A 19,365-nucleotide genomic window follows, 5' to 3' on the forward strand; every position below is an offset into this window, starting at 1 on the left:
AGTAAAATGCTGAATTAGGTATCTTAATCTACCCGCCGTGCAAAACCAAACATCTCCCCTGATCCTGACATTTGGCGTGGCCGATCCGGTCGGTGCGGTCGGCGTGCATGCCGACCTGGCAGTTTTCCATGCCCTGGGTTGCCGCGGCCTGGCCGCCACCACCGCCTTGCTGGTGGGCGACAGCGCGCGCGTCGAAGACCAGCAGCACGTCGATCCCGACTGGGTGGCCGACCAGGCCCGCATGGTGCTGGAAGACGTGCCGGTGCAAGCCTTCAAGGTCGGCGCGCTGGACCATCTGGAACATGTCTCCACCCTGGCCGAAATCGTCTCCGACTATCCCGATGCGCCGCTGGTGCTCGACCCCTTCGGCAGCCAGCTGCCGCCGCCGGGCGACGAGGACGATCCCGAAGAACTGCTGACGGTCCTGCGCCAGCTGCTGGTGCCGCAGGGCACGCTGCTGATGCTGTCCGAAGTCGAACTGGTGCGCATGGCCGAAACCTGGCGCGACTTGGGCAACGGCGAAACCATGGCCGACGACGCCGAACACCTGATCGACCTGGGTTGCGAATATGTGCTGGTCACCGGCAGCAATGCCGGCGGCGGCCAGCGCGCCAACACTCTGTTCAGTGCCGAAGGCGTGCTGCGCCACGACAAATGGCAGCACCTGCCGGGGCCCTTCGTGGGCGCCGGCGGCACCCTGTCGGCCGCCATCGCCGCCTGGCTGGCGCACGGCCTGGCCGTGCCAGAAGCGGTGGAACGCGCCGAACAATACACTTACCAGACCCTGCTCCATGCCCAACGCTACGGCATGGGGCGCTTTGTCCCCAATCGATTCTTCAAGCCATGACTACTTCGAAAAACGACATCCTGTTCGAACGCGCCCAGAAATCCACCCCGGGCGGCGTGAATTCGCCGGTGCGCGCCTTCCGCTCGGTGGGCGGCACGCCGCGCTTCATCACCCGCGCCGAAGGTCCCTACTTCTGGGATGCGGACGGCAAGCGCTATATCGACTACATCGGGTCCTGGGGCCCGGCCATCGTCGGCCACGCCCATCCTGAAGTGGTCAAGGCCGTGCAGGATGCCGCCACCCGCGGCCTGTCCTTCGGCGCCCCGACCGAGGCCGAGATCGACATGGCGGAAGAAATCTGCCGCTTGGTGCCGTCGATCGAACAGCTGCGCCTGGTCTCCTCCGGCACCGAGGCCACCATGAGCGCCCTGCGCCTGGCGCGCGGCGCCACCGGGCGCGACAAGATCGTCAAGTTCGAAGGCTGCTACCACGGCCATGCCGACTCCCTGCTGGTGAAGGCCGGCAGCGGCCTGCTCACCTTCGGCAACCCGACATCGGCCGGCGTGCCGGAAGACTTCGTCAAGCACACCATGGTGCTGGACTACAACAACGTGGCAGCGGTGCGCGCCGCCTTCGCCCAACACGGCAAGGAAATCGCCTGCGTCATCGTGGAACCGGTGGCCGGCAATATGAACCTGATCAAGGGCACGCCGCAATTCCTGGGCGCGCTGCGCGAGCTGTGCACCGAACACGGCGCCATCCTGATCTTCGACGAAGTGATGTGCGGCTTCCGCGTCGGCCTGGGCGGCGCCCAGGAACTGTACGGCATCAAGCCGGACCTGACGGCACTGGGCAAGGTGATCGGCGGCGGCCTGCCGGTGGCGGCCTTCGGCGGCGCCAAACGGCTGATGGCGAACATGTCGCCGGTCGGCGCGGTGTACCAGGCCGGCACCCTGTCCGGCAATCCGGTGGCCGTGGCAGCCGGCATGACCACCCTGAAACTGATCCAGCAGCCCGGCTTTTATGAAGGCCTGGCCCGCAGCGCGCGCCGCCTGGCCGACGGCCTGACCGCCGCCGCCCGGGAAGCCGGCGTCACCTTCTGTGCCGACGCCGCAGGCGGCATGTTCGGCCTGTACTTCAGCGCCAGCCCGCCCAACAACTACGCCGAAATGATGGCTGGCGACCGCGACAGGTTCAACGTCTTCTTCCACAAGATGCTGGACGAGGGCGTCTACTTCGCCCCGGCCGCCTTCGAAGCCGGCTTCGTCAGCGCCCAGCATGACGACGCCGTGATCGACGCCACCATCGCCGCCGCCAAAAAAGTCTTCGCTACCATTTAAAAAGTCGGGGTCAGCTCCGGCAATCGGACATTTTGCTTCGCAAAATGTGATTGCCGGAGCTGACCCCGACTTTCATCCTCTAAGTTCAGGGCAGCAGGTCGATGTCGATGTCGCGTGTGTCGGCGTGTCCGTTGCTGTCGGCCACGCGCACCGTGTAGCGGCCGGGGCCGGGCGGCTGCCAGGCGACGGTCGCGCCGGGCGCGGCGCGCCCCAGCAGCGCGCCATCGATAAACCAGAACAGTTCGCTGACCTCGCCAGCCGCCTGCGCCACCAGCAGGATCGGTTGGGGATGGCCGGCGCGTATCACGTGGCGCACGCTGCGCAGCGGTTGCAGGATGCGCGGCGCGCTGTCGGCGTCGGACGCGCCGCAGGCGCCGCTGCCGCGCAAGGGCAGCCCGGCCTGGCGCATCAGCTGCTGCACGTCGGAATCCCAGGCTTCGACCGTCCTGGCCACCGTGTTGGGTCCCTGCTGGCAAGCCAGCGTGCCCTTGTCCTTGTCGATCCATACCTGGCGGTGCAGCGTGCTGCGCTTGACCGGCGACTTGCCGGCGATGAACCAGGATGGCACGACGCGCGGACAGGCGGCATCGGGCAGCTCGCCGCTGGCGGCGCACACGTCCACCAGGCGCAGGTCCGCCGGCAGCGCGCGCGGCACGGGGCCGGGATCGAGCCGTTCGGCGCGCAAGGCGTCGACAATGCGCAGGAACAGCGGGGCGGCCATGTCGACGCCGATCAGGGCCGGATTGCCGGCGCCGTCGAAATTGCCCAGCCATACCGCCAGCGCGTAGCGGCCAAACACGCCTGCCGTCCATGCGTCGCGGAAGCCCCAGGAGGTGCCGGTCTTCCAGGCGATCGCCGGCTGGCCGGGGGCGGCGGTGTCGGGACGCGGCGTGCGGCGCAGCATATCGAGCGTGATATAGGCGGCTTCTTCGCTGAGCAGGCGGCGCTGCTGCCCCGGCGCCGCCGCGCCGCGGTAGGTGACCGGGCGCCACTGGCCGCCGTTGGCGAGCATGGCATACATCTGCACCAGCTCCTCCATCGTCACCTCGCCGCCGCCCAGCACCAGGGCCAGGCCGTAGTGCTCGCGCGTGTTCATGTGCGCCACCCCGGCCTGCTGCAGGAAGTCGTGCAGGTCGGGGCGCGACAGCCTGGCCGCCACGGCGACCGCGGGCACGTTGCGGCTGCGGATCAGGGCGTCTTCCGCCGGCAGCGGCCCGGCGAAGCGGCCGTCGAAATTTTCCGGCGTGAAGGCGCCGAAGGCGGACGGCGTATCGCGCAGCACCGTCTTCGGGTGCAGCAGCCCCTGGTCCAGCGCCAGGCCGTAGATGAACGGCTTGAGGGTGGAGCCGGGCGAGCGGCGTCCCAGGGTGCCGTTGACTTGCCCGGCAATCGCGGCGTTGCCGTAGTCCGCCGAACCCACCAGCGCCCGCACTTGCATGGTCGCGGTATCGACCAGCATGGCGCTGGCATTGACCACGCCGGTGTCGGCGCGCGCGCGCAGGTAGTCGCCGATCACGCGCTCCAGCACGCGCTGCGCGCGCAGGTCGAGGCTGGAGCCGAGCGCGCCCTGGGTCTGCAGCGCCTGCTGCTGTTCGCGCAGCAGCAGGTCGACCAGGTGCGGCGCCAGGAACGGCATGTTGGCCCGCCCTTCCGTACGCAAGGTGAGCTGCATGTCGGCCTGCCAGCGCCGGTCTTGCGGGTGGTGTTGCGCCCAGCGCTGCCACAGCCGCGCGCGGGCGGCGCGCAGCGCAGCCGGGGCCGAAGCGCTCACCAGCCGCTGGCGCGGGTTCTGCGGGATGACAGCCAGCGCCAGCATTTCCGGCAGCACCAGCGCGGCCGCACTCTTGCGGAAGTAGACCAGGCTGGCCGCGCCCACGCCCTCCACGTTGCCGCCGTAGGGCGCCAGGTTGAGGTAGGCTTGCAGGATGTCGCGCTTGCCGTAGCGCGCTTCCAGCCACAGGGCGGCCGCGGCTTGCTGCAGCTTGCCGCCGATGCTGCGGCTGTCGATGCCGTACAGGCGGCGCGCCAGCTGCATGGTAATGGTGGAGCCGCCCTGGCGCCGCGTGCCGGTGGCGCTGGCCCAGGCGCTGCGCACCAGCGCCAGCGGGTTGACGCCGGGATGCCAGTAGAACCAGCGGTCTTCGTACAGCAGCACCGCTTGCGGCAGCGCCGCCGGCATCTCCTCCAGCCGCAACGGCAGGCGGAATTGCTGGTCCGCCGCCAAAGTCAGGCGCAGCAGCTCGCCGCCGCTGGCGTGCACCGCATGCGACCAGGGCTGGCCGGCCAGCAAGGGTTCATGCGGCCAGAGGCGCAGCGCCAGCACCGCCAGCGCGCAGGCAGCTGCCACAGCGGCGGCGCGCCGCCAGCGGCCGGCCCGGGCGCGCAGGCCTTGCCACATCACTTGCGGTCCCGGATCACGAGCTTCGCGCCGGCCGAGCGGCCGAACACCTTGCGCTCGTACATCGCTTCGCCGAACGCGCCAGGCACGACAAACTCGCCGACATTGGTGGCCCGCACCTTGTAGGTGATCTCGGCCTGGCTGCTGCCGACATTGCCGAAGATGATGACGCGGTCTTCGCGCAGGTCGACGTAATCGACGTTCCAGCTCCAGCCCCGGGTGCCGACCCGGCGCTGCCACAGCGGCGCGTCGGAGTCTTGGTCCGACGGGCTGCTCAGCACCGGCTCCAGGCCGCCCGGCAGCACATCCACCAGGGCCACCTGCTGCACCTCGCTGCGGCCGACGGCACGCACGCGTACCCGCACCGTCACTTCGTCGCCCAGCGTGACCTCCGACAAAGGCTTGCCGGCGCCGTCGACGAATTCGCGGATGATTTCGATGCCGTTGGAGGCGGCCGTGGCGGCAATATTGCGCTCGAAGCCGGTCTCCGCCAGCGAATAATAGAGCGGCAGGCCGCCGCTGCTGCCAAGCTTGAGCCGCGCCGCATCGTTCGGCACTGCCGCCCTGGCGATCGGCTTCAGCGCGCCCAGTTCCAGCGCCTTCTCCTTGCCCTGGCGGTCGAGCGCCCGGGCCGTGATGGCGCCGGCGGCGCCGCCGGCGGCAGCCGTGCTGTAGGCATCGACCGCAGTCACCACGGCTGCCGACGACAGGCTGCTGTACCAGCCCTCGCTCATCCAGGCTGCCAGGCGGTCGAACACTTCCGGCGGCAGTTCCCTGAGCCGGTTCGGGAAGTGGCGCGCCACCAGGGTCACCAGCGTGGCGTCATGCACCAGCGAGTCGTAATACCAGCCCCAGCTCTTGAACTGCTCCTTCTTCGCCAGGCGTGCCAGCATGTCTTTCCACAGCGGGTCGAGCAGCTGGGCCGCCACCTGGTCCTGCTTCAGGATCTGGTAGCTGGCCGCCAGATAGGCGTTGCCGATGTCGGCTTCGGCGGCCTGCCCGGCGCGCGCATCCTTCGGCGTTGCGCCGCGCAGGTTCACCAGGGCCGCCGTCGTCACCGCGCCGCTGCGGGTCAGCAAATAGGCGGCCTGGGCACGCGTGCGCCAGCCGTAGCGGTCGTCGCCGCCGCGCGCAGCGTAGTTCTGCAGCCAGGCCAGGGAACGCGCCAGCATGTCTTCCGGCACCTGCAGCTTGTGTTCGCGCGCCTCCAGCAGCATCTGCGCCGCATACACGGTGGCAAACGGATGCGCCGACTCGCCCGGGCCATACAGCCCGAAGCCGCCATCGCCGCTCTGGCGCGAGCGCAGCACGGTCAGCGTGCGCTCGAAGCCCTTCTTCGGATCGACCGCCGCGCCGCCCGCCTTCGCCGCCTGCAGTTCCTTTGCCAGGTCCGGCCGGTTGGCCAGCAGCACCGTCGGCATCATCTGGCTGACGATCTGCTCGGTGCAGCCGTATGGGTACTCCTGCAGGTAGCGCAGCATGCCCGAGGCCAGCGACCACGGCGTGGCCGATACCGACAGCTCGCTGCGCTGCATCTGCGGATAGAACTGGCCTTGCGTCGCGATTTCGCCGCCGCCTTTGAAGCGGCCGCTCTGCACCAGGGTGACCAGCGCCGAAGCCGGCCGCACCGACAGGTCGGTCGACAGCCTGGCCTTGCGCTCCTGGTACTGGGCGCTGAACACGACACTGGCCGAACCGAGTTGCGCCTGGGCGCCGCTGCGGGCGCGCACGCGGAAGCGCGCAGTCGCCTCGCCGCCTTCGTTGATGGCCAGCGTCACCTGGGGCTTGCCGACCACTTCCAGCGCCGGCGCCACCTGCAGTGTGAGCGCCACGGGAGCATTCCTGCCCGAGCCCTTGATATTGTTGGCCACCCCGATGCCTACTTCGGCCTCGTCGCCCGGCGTCAGCGCCACCGGCACGTTCGGCAGCAGCACGATATCGCCGCGCACCGTGGTTTTGGCGCTGGCCGCGGCAGCCGAGCTGTCATCCACTGCCACCGCCATCACGCGCAGGCTGCCATTGAAGTAATCCGGCACCGTATAGCTGAAATCCCGGCTGCCGTTGACGTCGACGATGCCCGACCAGTAAGCCACGGGCTTGTCGCGCTTGCGCTTGAACGGATTGAGGTGCTTGCCGGCCTCGCCGTCGCCGTCGCCGCCGGGCGCCGCGCCCTGCATCAGCTTGCGGAACTCGGGCAGGATCTGGTCCAGGGTCTGCGCGGTCGTCACTTCCAGCGCGCGCTTCTGGAAGAAGTACTGCAAGGGATTGGGCGCCTGGTAGCGTGCCACCTGCAGGATGCCTTCATCCACCGCAAACACCACGGCACGCACCGGCTTGGGCGCGTCGAGGCGGAACTGCACCGTCTGCCCCGGCTTGACCAGCTCCGGCGCCTTCAGCGCGAACCTGGTGGTGCGCCGCTCCAGGCTGGTGGCAAACGGCGCCACGCCGTAGCTCAGGGGGCTCATGTAAATCTCGTCGGACGACGGGTCGCGCGTGAATTGCACCATCACGTAGCCGTTGCCGTCATAGTCCTTGGGCAGCGTGATCTTCTGCACCGAGGCGTTCTTGTCCGCCTTGAACCACTTGTAGGCATACACCTTGTCACGCTCGATCGTGATCAGGCCGGACCCGGTGTAGGGCGCACGCACGCTGATCTCGATTTCCTCGCCGGGCTGGTAATCCTTCTTGTTCAGCGTCAGCTGCAGTTCCGCGTTGCGGTCCAGGCTGCGCGTGACGTTGCCGCTGCCCGCCACGCTGTAGCGGAACTGGGCCAGCGCCCTGCCCTGGGCATTTTTCAGCACATAGGTGAAGTTGCCCGGCGTATCGGTCGCCGGCGCCAGTTGCGCGCCGCCGGCCGCAATGGCAAACGGCTGCGACTTCAGCAACACGTCCTTGCCGCGTGACTCATACTTGAACAGGCCGTTGGCCTGTTTGACCAGTACCGACAGCACGCGGTTCTCATAGCGCTCCAGCGTCAGGCCGGAGACGGCAGTCTTGCGCGCTTTCGGGTCGATCGCGATCAGGTGCACGCTGCGCGCCGCGCCGCGGTTGATGTAATCGAGGTCGCCATCGGCCTTGTAGCCGACCAGGTAGGGCGCGTCGGACACCAGCGCCTGCACTTCCGCGCTGACGCTGCGGCCGCCTTCCGGCTCGAAGGCCTTGGCCAGCACGTGCAGCTGGTAGGTGGCGGACTGGTAGCGGTGCAGGCCCAGGTCGAAGCTGGCGTCGCCCTTGTCGTCGGTCTTCTGGTCGGCGATGGTGTCGCTGAAGCGGTCCTTGGCGCGCTGCGGGTCGTAGAAGCTGTAGCCGGGCCAGGATGCAAAGGCCGGATAGGCCGGCGTCAGCGTCACTACCGCCTCCACCTTGCGGTTGGGCGCCGGCGTGCCGAACAGGTTTTGCACATTCATCTGCGCCGTCAGCGACTGCGGGCTGACCCAGCCCTCAGTCGCATCGGCCGACAGCTTGAGCGCGACCTTGGTGCGGTCGGGCAGGAATTCCTGCACCTTGACGGTGGTCGAACCCAGGCGCAGCGGTTCGCCTTGCGCCCCGTCGCGCGGCAGGTTCAGGTAAATCGTGTAGCTGCCGGTGGGCGCGCTATCGAGCGTGGGATGGGCGACTTCGGCCATGCCGGCCGGGCCGAGCTTGAGCTTCTCGCGCCGCACCGTCTGGCCGCGCGCATCGACCACTTCGGCCTCCACCGGCAAGTCCTTCAGGTTCTGGCTCCAGTCGCCGCTCTTGACGATGATGCCGGCCTGGATGGTGTCGCCGGGGCGGTAGATGCCGCGGTCCGAGAACAAGTAGGCGCGCATCTGGTTCGGCAGGCCGCCGCTGTGGGTGCCGCCGACGTCGAAGCGCGACATGTCCAGCGCGCGGTCGCTGCGGTTCAGCGCCATGAAGGCGGTATCGCCGGCCTTCTTCACCACCAGCAGCACCGCCTGCTTCTCGCGCGTGTAGCCGCGCAAGTCCGGCAGGCGCACCGTGCCGCCGGCATCGGTCGCCTGGGTGTGCAGCACCAGGCCGTTGCGGCTCCATACTTCGACTGTGGCGCCGGCCACCGGGGTGCCGCTGCCGATGGACTGCACGTACACCTGCTGCGAGCCGTCCAGCGCACGCTTGCTGACCAGGCCCAGGTCGGTCAGCATGACCAGGCGGCTATCGGACAGCGCGCCGGCATCGCCGCTGTACTGCTCCTCGCCCATGCCCTCGCCTTCGCCTGCTTCCTGGTCGTATTGCGGGCCGGCCGGCTGACCCTCGTCTTCCCGGGACGGATCGTAGCCATTGACCTTGACCAGGAAAATGCCGCGCCGCTCGCCGCCGTCGGTTTTCAGGTATTCCGAAAAGTCGACGGTCTCGAAATGCGTCTTGCCCGGCGCCAGCTTCAACGGCAGCTTCTTCTCGAAGCGTTCGGTCAGGCTGTCCGGCGCCAGGCCCTGGTAGAACTCAGGCCTGGCATAGTTGCCGGAGGAGTGCGTGGCGAGGAAATGCAGCTGGTGCGGCAGCACGCGGCCGATCTCGACCTTCACGCCCGGGATGTCGCGCACCATGATCGGCAGTTTGCGCTCGCCATTTAGCGCCAGCAACGCGCCCGCGCCCATGATGGACAACTCGGGCGCGGAAGCCTTCACCTGCAGGATTGCTTCACGCTTGCGGCCCAACTGGTAGCCGCCGACCGATCTCATGCCTTGCGCGATGCGCACGAACATGAAGCTGCCCGGATCGGCTTCGAACCGGAAGGCATGGAGTTCGGAATTGTCGCGCTCCTGCGGCAACGGCGTCAGCGCCAGGCGCCGGGCGTTCTTCAGCACGGCCTCGGTGACCTCGGCCGGATCGTCCCAGCTCTTCGTTTCATTGGTGGCGGCCGGCAGCGCCCAGGCGCTGACCGTGCGCGCCGCTTCCTTCTCGTTGACTGCCATGCCGGTGGTGATCTTCAGGACATTTTCCATGTCGCCGGTCTGGCCGGTGACGATTTGCGTCTCGAGCGCCTGGACTTCCAGCCCGAACAGGCCGGGTACCGACACCGCCCTGGTCACTTCCTCGGGCGTACCATCGCCGCCGCGCTGGGCCTTCACGCCCGCATCGATATGCAGCGTGAGCGCCGCCGTGTCCTGCGGGATGGCCAGCGGCTCGGACTGGATCGTGGCGCCGACCTTCCACTTGTCGTAAGTGAGCGTATACTTCGCCGGTTTGCCGTCCAGCTCCATGCGCAGGCGTTTTTCGAATTCGGCCGGCGCCACCGGGTGCGTGAACTTCACTTCGAACACGCCCTTGCGCAGGTTGAATTGGGTGGGGTCCTGGTAAAACTCGCCGTTGGCGACCGTGACGGCAAAGCGCGCGGTTTCGAATTCGTATTCCTTGTCCGCCGTGACGTGCGCCGCCAGCGCCTTGGCGCCGAAACGGATTGTAAACTTCTGGCCGACCGGCCAATCCTGGGCCGGCTGGAAAGACAGTTCACGGTCGCTGTTCCAGGTCCATTTGCCGGCGATTGCAGGGGACAATTGCACATCCGTCGCCTCGCGCCCTACCCGCGCCAGCGGCGCGGCCGATGCGCTGAACTCGATACGCAGGGCTTGCGGCTGCCCCTCGTTCTCCAGCTCCGTACGGCCGGGGGCAATGATGCGCACGCCGGCATCGCCGGAGGCGACCTTGTCCGGCTTGATGTAGGGCATGCGGCTCTTGACGAAGGGGTAGGCGGCCAGGCCGGCCACGATCAGCACGGCCAGCGCCGCCACCACGCGCAGGTGGCGTGCAGCCCAGGCGCGCAGAGGCAACAGGCGCTGCCCGGCGCTGCGCAGCCATGCGGGAGGAGACCAGGACACACTGCCGAAAACGGCGGCAGCGACGCGTACGAGCAGATTCCAGATGTACTTCACCCGGCTCCCCTTAGACAATTGATAAGTTGGCGGGGATTCTATACGCAGCGGGCTATTTCATCCAGTGCACGAGCCGGTGACCGGCGCGCCGCTGAAAGGCCGCGCGTCCATTGGGATGTCGATCAGGAAGGTGGTGCCCAGCGCCGCCGAACTGGTAACGATGATGCTGCCGCCGTGGCTCTCGGCCACGCGGCGCGCATACGGCAGCCCCACTCCCCAGCCATCCTTGCTGCATTTGCCGCCGCGTGCGCGGCGATACACCTGGAAGATCGATTCCAGCTCTTCCGCCGGGATCGGCTCGCCTTCGTTATGCACCGACAGTTGCACCCGTGCGCCCTGGCACACCACCCGCAGCAGGACCGGCGTACCGGGCGTACTGTATTTGATCGCATTGCCCAGCAAGTTCTCCAGCGCCCGCTGCAACGAAGCACGGCACCAGTGTCCCAGCGCCGACTCGAACGCCACCTTCACCTGCCGCGCGCTGCGCTCCATCGTTTGCTGCGCAACCTCATAGGCCAGCAAGGCCAGGTCGAACTCCTCCAGATGCAGCGGCAGGCGCTGGCCGCCCTCGAACACCATGCAGTCCAGCAGATCGCGCGTCATCGCTTCGATGCGCTGCGCGTTCAGCACGATGCGCTCGGCCAGCCTGCGGATATCTTCATTCGGCGCCCTGGTTTCGATCACTTGCGCCGCCACGCTGAGCGTCGACAAGGGCGTGCGCAAATCGTGGGTCAGCGCTGCGATGAACTGCTCGCGCAGGGCCGACTGGATCAGCGCAAACGCCGTCACGCTTTCGCGGATCGCGCTGTCGATCGAGGTGGCAATCGCCTCGCGCTGCTCATGCGTCAGCATCACGCCGCACTGGTGCAGCATTCTGAACAGAACCTGCCGGAACAGCTGGTATTCGCGGATCAGGGTGGTGGTGTCGTAGCCGCTCAGGCGCGCCCGCTCGCCGCCGTGCTCCTGCGCGATCAGCGCCACGTCGACCCCGCTGGCCTGGTAATACTCCGGTGTCAGCAGGCGCGCCAGGTGCTCGTAAAAGGTCGGCAAGGTGTTCTGCAAGATCGGATCGGGCAGCTCGCCGGCCTTGCACAGCGTCTCGCGCGCTGCCTGGCGCCAGGCATCGATCACCTGGTCGCGCAAAGCCAGCATCGCTTGCGATGCAGGAGACAATCCGACCTCAGTCATTCAGCCTCCGGGAAAAAGTAAATTGTGAAACGAAAGAATGTGACGGCGACACTATCGTGTCAATATGTGGCGCAAATGCCATTCATGATTGACAAGTACAAATACCGGCCTCTGGTGGCCACGCTGGGCGCCCATCTGCTGCCATAGCGCATGCGGGACAAGCCGCTGGACCATCCCGAGCGGCCTTGGCTATTGGACCTTTTGGTTACACTGCCTGTTGTATATTTGCTGACTTGCCGGCCTGGAAGGCACGCGGCTGCCCTGCCCCAGGCCGGCTTGCTACAGCGGCGGCGGCTCGCACTCGGGCCCGGCCGGGCGCGCGCGCTGGACGGGAATCGACATCAACCAGCCGCGCAAGTTCCTGACCAGCGCACGGCCGCATTGCTCACCGATCGGTTCTGCGCGTTCGACGACTTCCTGCTTCCCTTCCAGGTAGCGGAAAGTGCGCTGGGCGCCGGCGCTTGTGGCTGGCGCCAGCGCATGCGCACGCGCGATCTCGACGGACGCGCGGAACAGCGCGGCACTCACTTCGCGCAGCCGCGCCCCGCCATTGCGTTGCCAGAAGACGGCCTCGTTCTCCACTTCCACGGCGCGCGACACCACCCGCACCGTATTGCTGTAGACCGGCTGCTCGCTGCCGGCCTGGAACACGGACACGGTATTGTCCACCATCAGCGCGCTCTGGTCCTGCGTCATGTAAAACACCGGTGCGCTGGCAATCAGCCAGCCTGACTGCGGCCGGGCGCCGCTGCCCAACCAGGTCACGCCCGACGCTGCCGGAAAGGCGCGCTCAGCCAGTTCGCCATAACTGAAGGTGTCCAGCGTCTTCCTGAAAGGGACCAGGATCCGGTCCGCGTCCGCTTCGATCTCGCTGCGCTGCTCCTTCATCTGGCCCTTGACCACCGCGGCGTGCGTCGCCAGGGCCACGACAAAACCAGCCAGGCCAGGCGCAGGGTACAGCATGGTGCCCGGCCCCTGCCCTGCCTTGTCAAAATTGACCTGGCCGCGGAAATCGATTTTTTCCGTAGCCGGCAAGCTGAGCGACCAGGCGGTATCGGACTGCACCGCGTCGGCCGCCTTAGCCGGCGCCAGGCAAGCCAGCAGCACGGCCAGCGTCATTGCGTGAAGGCGGGCCATCATCTCAGTTCGCCAGCGGCTGCAGGACGGCCTGCCGGGCCGCTTCGATCGCCTGGAAATAGGCATTGCTCAAGCCCGGGAATGCCGGCGCTTCATCCCAGTTGCCCAGGGCGCTCTTTTGCTGCACCAACGGCAGGTACCACTCGTAGGAATGGTCCTTGAAGTCGACCATATAGGACACCCCGCTGACGATGCCCTTGGGCTCGCCGGTGGGAATGTACGAAGAATAGGCGCGCGTGATGCCCAGTTCCTTCAATTCCACCACCAGCAGCTTGTCCAGCCGGTAGCGCGCCTGGAGCGCGGAATAATCCCTGGGTGCTGCATTGCGCACGGTGCTGCTGGTTTTGGGCAGCTGCTCCACCAGCAGCGGCTCTTCGATCACCACCGGTATCTGGCCCTTCCGCTGCAGCACCTGGGCGATTTCATCCTTCAGGCCGGCCAGGTCGTCCGCCGGCAAGGTCCGGGTATGGGCCGTCAGCCTGGCGTGCGCCAGCGCGGCAGCCGCGTGGCACAAGGGCCACTCGGCACCGGGAAAACTGGTATCGGCCTTGGGCAATTTGCTCATCGCGACCCCGATGCGCAGGCCCGGTTCCGCAAACGGCCTGTAACCCATCGGGACAGGGGCCTGCAGCGGGGTGGCGCAACCGGTCAGGAATGCTGCGGCAGCGGCGACCGGCAACCCAAATCGGAATCTCATTTCAGCCCTTTCGTATCGTTAAAATTGCCGCAACCGGCTTTGCGGCGAAATTTTACCCATGAAACAGGACTTGGCAAATAAATATGTTGCCTTCAATCAACGAAATTACATTCCCTGCTGCATGCCGGCCGATTGTTCGCCCGATAACTGGCGGAAAGCGGCAGGGATGCCCTCCGCGTCATAGATGCGCCGTCCCAGCTGCCACGAATAGCGCATGGTGAAATGGGAGCCGTCAGCATAGCGCAGTTGGCCATCGGCCTCGTGCGACGGACACATACCATTGTCGCAAAGGTAGGCATTGGCGTCGAAGTAGAAGATATTCGGCCGGCTTCCGGCAAGCTCGCGCAGGAAATTGTTGGCCGCCGCAATTTCGGGCTTGAGCGCGGCACTGAGCGGCGCGCAATCGAGAACGGGATAGGTCAGCGCCTTCATCGGGCAGCTGCGGTGCACGCCGGCCAGTTCCGGCGCTTTCCCGAGCAGCACCACTTTTTTGCCGCGGCGCGCCAGTTCGGTCACCGTGGCCTGCATCGTGTCCAGGAACTGCGCGGACCGCTGCTGGTACAGCGACCAGGAAGCGGCCAGGATCACCGTATCGTACTGGTCCAGCGTTTTGCGCACCAGGGCCAGCGAACTGCGGCAATCGGCAATTCGCTTCGGCAGCAGGAACGGGGCCGGGTCGTCCAGCAAGGGCGGGCATTCCCCGATCTCCACATTGCGGAACTGCAGCGCTTCGTGGCGCGCGAATTCGCCCAGCATGCCGATGTAGTGGGCTGCGTTCGAATCCCCCCACAACAGGACCTTGACCGGGCCGCCGCTGGCGCCCACCACGCAGCGGTCGTTGCTGATATCCGTTTCCGTCAGGCGCTGCCGCTGGCAGACATAGGACTGCCCGAAGGCCGGCTGGTTCAGCTTGAACAGGCGCGTCAGCTCCCGGTGGTAGGGCGTGTCGACCAGGCTCGGCCAGACCCTGCCGCCATACACCAGCGCCACCGCCGCCAGGCAGGTGGCGGCCGATGGCAGGACGAACTGGCGCCACGCCAGCGGCAGCAGCGGCGCCCGGGAATGGCGCGCCGGCGTTTCGACATAGCGATAGCTGAGCGCCGCCAGCAGCATCGTGGCCGCGACCAGGAGCAGCGCCGCACCCACGCCGGGTTCGCCATAGCCGTAGCTCCAGAGCGCAATCAGCGGCCAGTGCCAGAGGTAGGCCGAATACGAGACCTTGCCGACCGCCACCATCCAGGGATGCGCCAGCAGATGCGCGCCGGGATAAGGGAAGCGCCCCGCCTGGATCAGCAAGGCCGCGCCTACGGTTGGCGGCACGGCCAGCAAGCCCGGGAAGGTGTCGCTCTTGGACACGAAGAGCAGGGACCACAGGATCAATGCCGCGCCAATCCAGGCGGCGGCGCCGGCCATGCGCGGCGGCCAGGCGGCATGCGGGCCGCGCACCTGCCACGCCAGCATGGCCCCCACCAGCATTTCGCCGCCGCGCGTGGGCAGCATGAAATAGGCCAGGTCCTGCCGGCTTCTGGCGAGCCACTCGGCGCCAAGGAAGGAGGCGGCCGCCAGGATACCCGCCACCAGCAGGTAGTGGCGCCGCCTGCGCGGCCGCCAGGCCATCAGCAACAAGGGCCACAGCATGTAGAACTGTTCTTCCACGCCAAGCGACCACAGGTGGAGCAAGGGATAGACTTCGTTGCCGCCGCCAAAGTAGCCGAACTCCTTGAAGAAGCAGAAATAGAAGTTGGCCAGCGAGGCAAGCGACCAGACGGCCGACTTGGCCGTCTTGCGCATATCGTCCGGCAGCATCAGCAGGGCCGACAGGACCAGCGTGGTGCCCACCACCAGCAGCAGGGCCGGTGCGATACGCTTGATGCGGCGGCGGTAGAATTCGGCCAGCGAAAAGCTGCCGGCATCGAGCTCCTGCAGGATATAGCGCGTGATCAGGTAGCCGGATATGACGAAGAAGATATCGACGCCGACAAAGCCGCCGGGCAGCCACTCCGCCCGCAAATGGAAGATGATGACAGCCAGGACGGCCACCGCGCGCAGCCCATCGATGTCAGGCCGGTAGTCCTGAGGCTGCGCTTGCGGCATGGTGATGCCTACCTTAGCCAGCCGCGGCGGCGGAAGTACAGCAGTGGTGCGGCGGCGCTGACAATCATCAGGCCCCAGGCCCAGCCATAGCCCATCTGCCACTTCAGTTCCGGCATGAAATCGAAGTTCATGCCGTACACCGAGGCGATCAGGGTCGGCGGCAGGAAGGCCACCGACGCCACCGAGAAGATCTTGATGATCTTATTCTGGTTAATGTTGATGAAACCGACGGTGGCATCCATCAGGAAGTTGATCTTGTCGAACAGGAAGGAGGTGTGGCCATCGAGCGATTCGATGTCGCGCAGGATCTGGCGGGCTTCCTCGAACTGGTCGGAATTGAGCAGGCGGCCGCGCATCAGGAAAGACACGGCACGGCGCGTATCCATCATGTTGCGGCGGATGCGGCCGTTCAAGTCTTCCTCGTGCGCGATGGCGCTCAGGGCGTCGGCCGCGTCCTTGTCGGTGAATTCTTCCTGCAGCACGCGGCCGGAGACTTCTTCCAGGTTCTGGTAGATGCCTTCCAGCGCGTCCGCCGAATACTCGGCATCGGTGGCGTACAGGTCCAGCAGCACGTCCATATAGTCGGCGATCGAGCCGGGGCGCGAACGCGCGCGCATGCGCACCAGGCGGAACACCGGCAGGTCGTCGGTGTGCACCGAGAACAGCATTTTCTTGGCCAGGATGAACGCCACGGTCACCACGCGCGACGGACCCTCGTCTTCTTCCAGCAGGAAGTCGGTACGCAGGTGGAGGTCGCCGTTTTCCGCTTCGTAGTAACGGGCGGAGGCTTCGATGTCCTTGACTTCGTCTTCGCCGGGCAGGATTACGCCGTAGATGGACTTGACCCAGGCGCGCTCGTCTTCTGTCGGATCGGTCAGGTCGACCCAGACCGGCGCCACTTGTTCAAGGTCTTCGCGCGTCTCAATGGGCACCTGGTTGAGCCGGCCATTTTGTAAAACGAAAACATTGATCATAGGCAATCTCAGCCGGACAGGAGGTGTAGAGCGCGGGTTCTAAAAAACTTCGCAAGTGTACCCGCAAAGGGGTGCGGGCTGCCACCCCGGCGATGCATATTTTTAACGCGTCGCCTGCTCTATGGCGCGCTCTTGGGCACTCGGCATCGCTTGCGGCGCCGGCTTCGGCGGCTCCTTCGGCGGCTCGATGCCGCGCGAGTCGTGGATCTCGATCACTTTGCCTTTTTCGCCACATTCGGCGTTGGAGATGATGGTCTGGCCATTGATGACGCACTTGCGCATCGGCGCCGCCGGCGGCGTCACCGTCGACACCACTGGCGCCGCCACTTGCGCCGCCTTGGCGCCGACCTTGTTGAGCCCTTCGGCAAACAGGTTGCGCTCTTGCCGCATCGAGATCAGGGCAAATGCCGCCGCCCCGCCCAACACGCCCATAATGACCGCCACCGCGACCAGGCTGATACCGGTTTGATATTTTTTCATGGAAGGTCCGCAGAATTCATTCGTTGCATGATGATGCCGGTACGCCGCGCCAGGTAAGCCGACTCGCGGTGGGCATCATAATATTTGGGACGCGGCAGCATCACCGCCAGCCGCGCCGCCTGTTCCGGCCCCAGCTTCGAGGCCGGGATCCGGTAATAGTGGCGTGCCGCCGCTTCCGCGCCATAGATGCCGCGCCCGAACTCCGCCACGTTCAGGTAGATCTCGAAGATGCGGCGTTTGTCCATCAACATCTCCAGCATATAAGTGATGATCAGCTCCTGCCCCTTGCGCAGGTAGCTGCGCGAGCCGGACAGGAACAGGTTCTTGGCCAGCTGCTGGGTGATCGTCGAACCGCCGCGGATCTTTTTACCCTTCTTCTTTTCCTGGTTATGCTCGTAGGCCTTCTGCATCGCCTCCCAGTCCACGCCCTCGTGCTCGGCAAAGTTGGCGTCTTCCGAAGCGATCACCGCCCGTTTCAGGTTCGGCGAAATGGCCTGGTAGCTGACCCATTGCTGCTGCACGCGCGCTTTCGGATTCTTCTCCTGCATGGCTGCCTGCTGCTCGCGCATGAAAGCCGTCATGCCCGGGTTATGCTCGACCCACCACCAGATCTGCACGAAGAAGTAGAGCTGCACCGCGAGGAAAATCGCGATGGGCACGATGATGAACCACTTCAGCTTCCTGATCATAATTTGGCGCGCAACTGCTGCAGCACTTCGGCAGTTTGCGGGCGCACGCCGCGCCAGAGCTGGAAGGCTTCGGCCGCCTGCTCGACCAGCATGCCCAAGCCGTCGCGCGCGGTGGCGCCGTGCTGCGCGGCAAACGCCATGAACACGGTCGGCTCGGCGCCGTACATCATGTCCAGCGCCAGCGCGCCGGGCGCAAAGACGGTGGCTGGCACCGGCGGCAGGTCGGCGCTCAGGCTGGCCGAGGTCGCGTTGATGACGATGTCGAATGCGCCCAGCACGTCGGCAAAGCCGCAGGCCGACAGCACGCCGGTCCCGGCCAGTGCGCCGAACTGTTCGACCAGGGCTTCCGCGGTAGCGACGGTGCGGTTGGCAATCACCAGTGCCGCGGGACGGTGCTCAAGGACAGGCAACACCACGCCGCGCGCGGCGCCGCCGGCGCCTAACAGCAGCACGCGCTTGCCGGCGATCGGCACGCCGGCATTGTGCACGATGTCGGCCACCAGGCCGGCGCCGTCGGTATTGTCGCCGGTGATGCTGCCGTCAGCATCGAACACCAGGGTATTCACGGCGCCTGCCGCCTGGGCGCGCACGGTCAGCGCCGTGGCCAGCTTGTGCGCTTCCAGCTTGAACGGCACCGTGACATTGGCGCCCTTGCCGCCGGCGGCAATGAAGGCTTGCACCGCCGCGCCAAAGCCATCCAGCGGGGCCAGCCATTTTTCGTAACTCAGTTGCTGGCCAGTCTGCGCCGCATAGGCCGCGTGGATTTCAGGCGACTTGCTGTGGGCAATCGGGTTGCCGAAAACGCAGTACCTGTCCATTACTCTGGGCTTCCGTAGGAGACCTGGACCTTCTCTTCCCGCGTAAACACGAACTTCTGCACGATCACCCACAGGTCGTCCCTGTCCTTGGAACGCATATTCGGCGGGAATTTGCCAAACGGTGCCGAACGGCGCACGATGCTGATGGCTGCCGCATCCAGGTCCGGGTTGCCGGAACTGCGCTCGACTACGGTGCCGCCTTCCTTTTCATAGACGCTGCCGTCCTGGAAGATCGGGATGCTCAGCACCACCACGCCGTACAGCTTGCGCCCGTTCTTCTGCGGGAAGTTCAAGGTGCCGATATCCTCCACCCGGCGGCGGAAAGCGTTGTAATACATGGCATAGCCGACGCCCTGCGTGCTCGGCGACAGGAATGTCTTCTTCGGCCGCTTGTTCTGGTCCTCGATGGTCTGCGTGATTTCCGCTTCCATGCGGGCGATGGCCTTGCTGCTTTCAATCAGCTCGGCGCCAGTGCGGCTCGGGTCGGTCTGGTTCTTGTCCGTCACGGGCGCTGCGGACAGCGGGCTCTTCTTCACCTGGGTCAGCAGGTTTTTCTGGCGCTCTTCCAGCTCCTGCAAATAACGCTGGGAGGCCTTGATGCTGTCGCCGGTGTCCATGCGGCGCATGTCCGGCAACGGCGACTTGGCGCGGCCGGCATCGGCATTGCCGCCGCCGTCCAGGTCAGCCTGTGCCAGGGCATCGGCCTTCAAGGGCTTGGAGGCATGCTTGGCATTGACCAGGATGACTTCAAGGCCGGGGTCGGTTGGCTCGACCTTGAAATCTTTGGGGGCGACGAAATGCACCATCAGCGCCACGGCGTGGAAACCCACCGATACTGCGGAGGCGATGACAAGGAACTGGTTTTCTTTGAAATACTTCACGCGCTGGAATCA

General features: G+C 66.2%; 13 protein-coding genes. 2 read left to right on the forward strand and 11 right to left on the reverse strand.

Features of this window, described 5'->3' with window-relative positions; translation table 11 throughout:
- Positions 1-37: 37 nt before the first annotated feature.
- Both thiD and hemL read left to right on the forward strand, forming a co-directional pair.
- Positions 38-847 carry a bifunctional hydroxymethylpyrimidine kinase/phosphomethylpyrimidine kinase gene (gene thiD / locus ACWBU6_RS26180; protein WP_452646252.1) on the forward strand — a complete coding sequence of 270 codons (810 nt, stop codon included), beginning with the start codon at positions 38-40 and terminating at the stop codon, positions 845-847.
- Positions 844-2,127 carry a glutamate-1-semialdehyde 2,1-aminomutase gene (hemL, locus tag ACWBU6_RS26185; RefSeq protein WP_452646253.1) on the forward strand — a complete coding sequence of 428 codons (1,284 nt, stop codon included), beginning with the start codon at positions 844-846 and terminating at the stop codon, positions 2,125-2,127. Before thiD ends, hemL begins: the two co-directional genes overlap by 4 nt.
- A gap of 85 nt (positions 2,128-2,212) precedes the next feature.
- Here the strand turns inward: hemL and pbpC are convergent, their stop codons facing one another.
- The 11 genes from pbpC to ACWBU6_RS26240 form a co-directional block, all read right to left on the reverse strand.
- Positions 2,213-4,525, reverse strand: a complete 2,313-nt coding sequence (gene pbpC, locus ACWBU6_RS26190) for a penicillin-binding protein 1C (protein WP_452646254.1) — start codon at positions 4,523-4,525, stop codon at positions 2,213-2,215.
- Positions 4,525-10,395: an alpha-2-macroglobulin family protein gene (locus ACWBU6_RS26195; RefSeq protein ID WP_452646255.1), complete on the reverse strand. Its 5,871-nt coding sequence runs from the start codon at positions 10,393-10,395 to the stop codon at positions 4,525-4,527. Before ACWBU6_RS26195 ends, pbpC begins: the two co-directional genes overlap by 1 nt.
- 57 nt (positions 10,396-10,452) lie before the next feature.
- The gene (locus ACWBU6_RS26200; protein ID WP_452646256.1) at positions 10,453-11,583 is read right to left on the reverse strand and encodes an ATP-binding protein; all 1,131 of its coding nucleotides are present in this window, start codon (positions 11,581-11,583) and stop codon (positions 10,453-10,455) included.
- 279 nt (positions 11,584-11,862) lie between these two features.
- Positions 11,863-12,723: a hypothetical protein gene (locus ACWBU6_RS26205; protein WP_452646257.1), complete on the reverse strand. Its 861-nt coding sequence runs from the start codon at positions 12,721-12,723 to the stop codon at positions 11,863-11,865.
- 1 nt (position 12,724) lies between these two features.
- Positions 12,725-13,417: a hypothetical protein gene (locus ACWBU6_RS26210; RefSeq protein WP_452646258.1), complete on the reverse strand. Its 693-nt coding sequence runs from the start codon at positions 13,415-13,417 to the stop codon at positions 12,725-12,727.
- A 105-nt stretch (positions 13,418-13,522) separates the two neighbouring features.
- Entirely contained in the window at positions 13,523-15,511 is a 1,989-nt protein-coding gene (locus ACWBU6_RS26215) for an acyltransferase family protein (RefSeq protein ID WP_452646259.1), read from the reverse strand.
- 8 nt (positions 15,512-15,519) lie between these two features.
- Positions 15,520-16,485 carry a magnesium/cobalt transporter CorA gene (gene corA, locus ACWBU6_RS26220; protein WP_452646260.1) on the reverse strand — a complete coding sequence of 322 codons (966 nt, stop codon included), beginning with the start codon at positions 16,483-16,485 and terminating at the stop codon, positions 15,520-15,522.
- A gap of 102 nt (positions 16,486-16,587) precedes the next feature.
- The gene (locus ACWBU6_RS26225; RefSeq protein WP_452646261.1) at positions 16,588-16,965 is read right to left on the reverse strand and encodes a DUF4124 domain-containing protein; all 378 of its coding nucleotides are present in this window, start codon (positions 16,963-16,965) and stop codon (positions 16,588-16,590) included.
- Entirely contained in the window at positions 16,962-17,654 is a 693-nt protein-coding gene (mtgA, locus tag ACWBU6_RS26230) for a monofunctional biosynthetic peptidoglycan transglycosylase (protein WP_452646262.1), read from the reverse strand. The genes ACWBU6_RS26225 and mtgA overlap by 4 nt, the downstream gene beginning before the upstream one ends.
- A complete protein-coding gene (gene aroE / locus ACWBU6_RS26235) occupies positions 17,651-18,472 on the reverse strand; it encodes a shikimate dehydrogenase (RefSeq protein ID WP_452646263.1) in 822 nt (273 codons plus the stop codon). The genes mtgA and aroE overlap by 4 nt, the downstream gene beginning before the upstream one ends.
- On the reverse strand, positions 18,472-19,353 hold the full coding sequence (locus tag ACWBU6_RS26240; RefSeq protein WP_452646264.1) for an energy transducer TonB: 882 nt from the start codon (positions 19,351-19,353) through the stop codon (positions 18,472-18,474). The genes aroE and ACWBU6_RS26240 overlap by 1 nt, the downstream gene beginning before the upstream one ends.
- Positions 19,354-19,365: the final 12 nt, after the last annotated feature.

Source organism: Pseudoduganella sp. HUAS MS19 (genome assembly GCF_053615455.1).

Excerpts from the sequence above, each read along its gene's own strand:
- corA (WP_452646260.1), bottom strand. The coding sequence starts at position 16,485 with ATGATCAATGTTTTCGTTTTACAAAATGGCCGGCTCAACCAGGTGCCC.
- pbpC (WP_452646254.1), bottom strand. The coding sequence starts at position 4,525 with ATGTGGCAAGGCCTGCGCGCCCGGGCCGGCCGCTGGCGGCGCGCCGCC.
- aroE (WP_452646263.1), bottom strand. The coding sequence starts at position 18,472 with ATGGACAGGTACTGCGTTTTCGGCAACCCGATTGCCCACAGCAAGTCG.
- hemL (WP_452646253.1), top strand. The coding sequence starts at position 844 with ATGACTACTTCGAAAAACGACATCCTGTTCGAACGCGCCCAGAAATCC.
- mtgA (WP_452646262.1), bottom strand. The coding sequence starts at position 17,654 with ATGATCAGGAAGCTGAAGTGGTTCATCATCGTGCCCATCGCGATTTTC.
- ACWBU6_RS26210 (WP_452646258.1), bottom strand. The coding sequence starts at position 13,417 with ATGAGATTCCGATTTGGGTTGCCGGTCGCCGCTGCCGCAGCATTCCTG.
- ACWBU6_RS26200 (WP_452646256.1), bottom strand. The coding sequence starts at position 11,583 with ATGACTGAGGTCGGATTGTCTCCTGCATCGCAAGCGATGCTGGCTTTG.
- ACWBU6_RS26215 (WP_452646259.1), bottom strand. The coding sequence starts at position 15,511 with ATGCCGCAAGCGCAGCCTCAGGACTACCGGCCTGACATCGATGGGCTG.
- ACWBU6_RS26205 (WP_452646257.1), bottom strand. The coding sequence starts at position 12,723 with ATGATGGCCCGCCTTCACGCAATGACGCTGGCCGTGCTGCTGGCTTGC.
- ACWBU6_RS26225 (WP_452646261.1), bottom strand. The coding sequence starts at position 16,965 with ATGAAAAAATATCAAACCGGTATCAGCCTGGTCGCGGTGGCGGTCATT.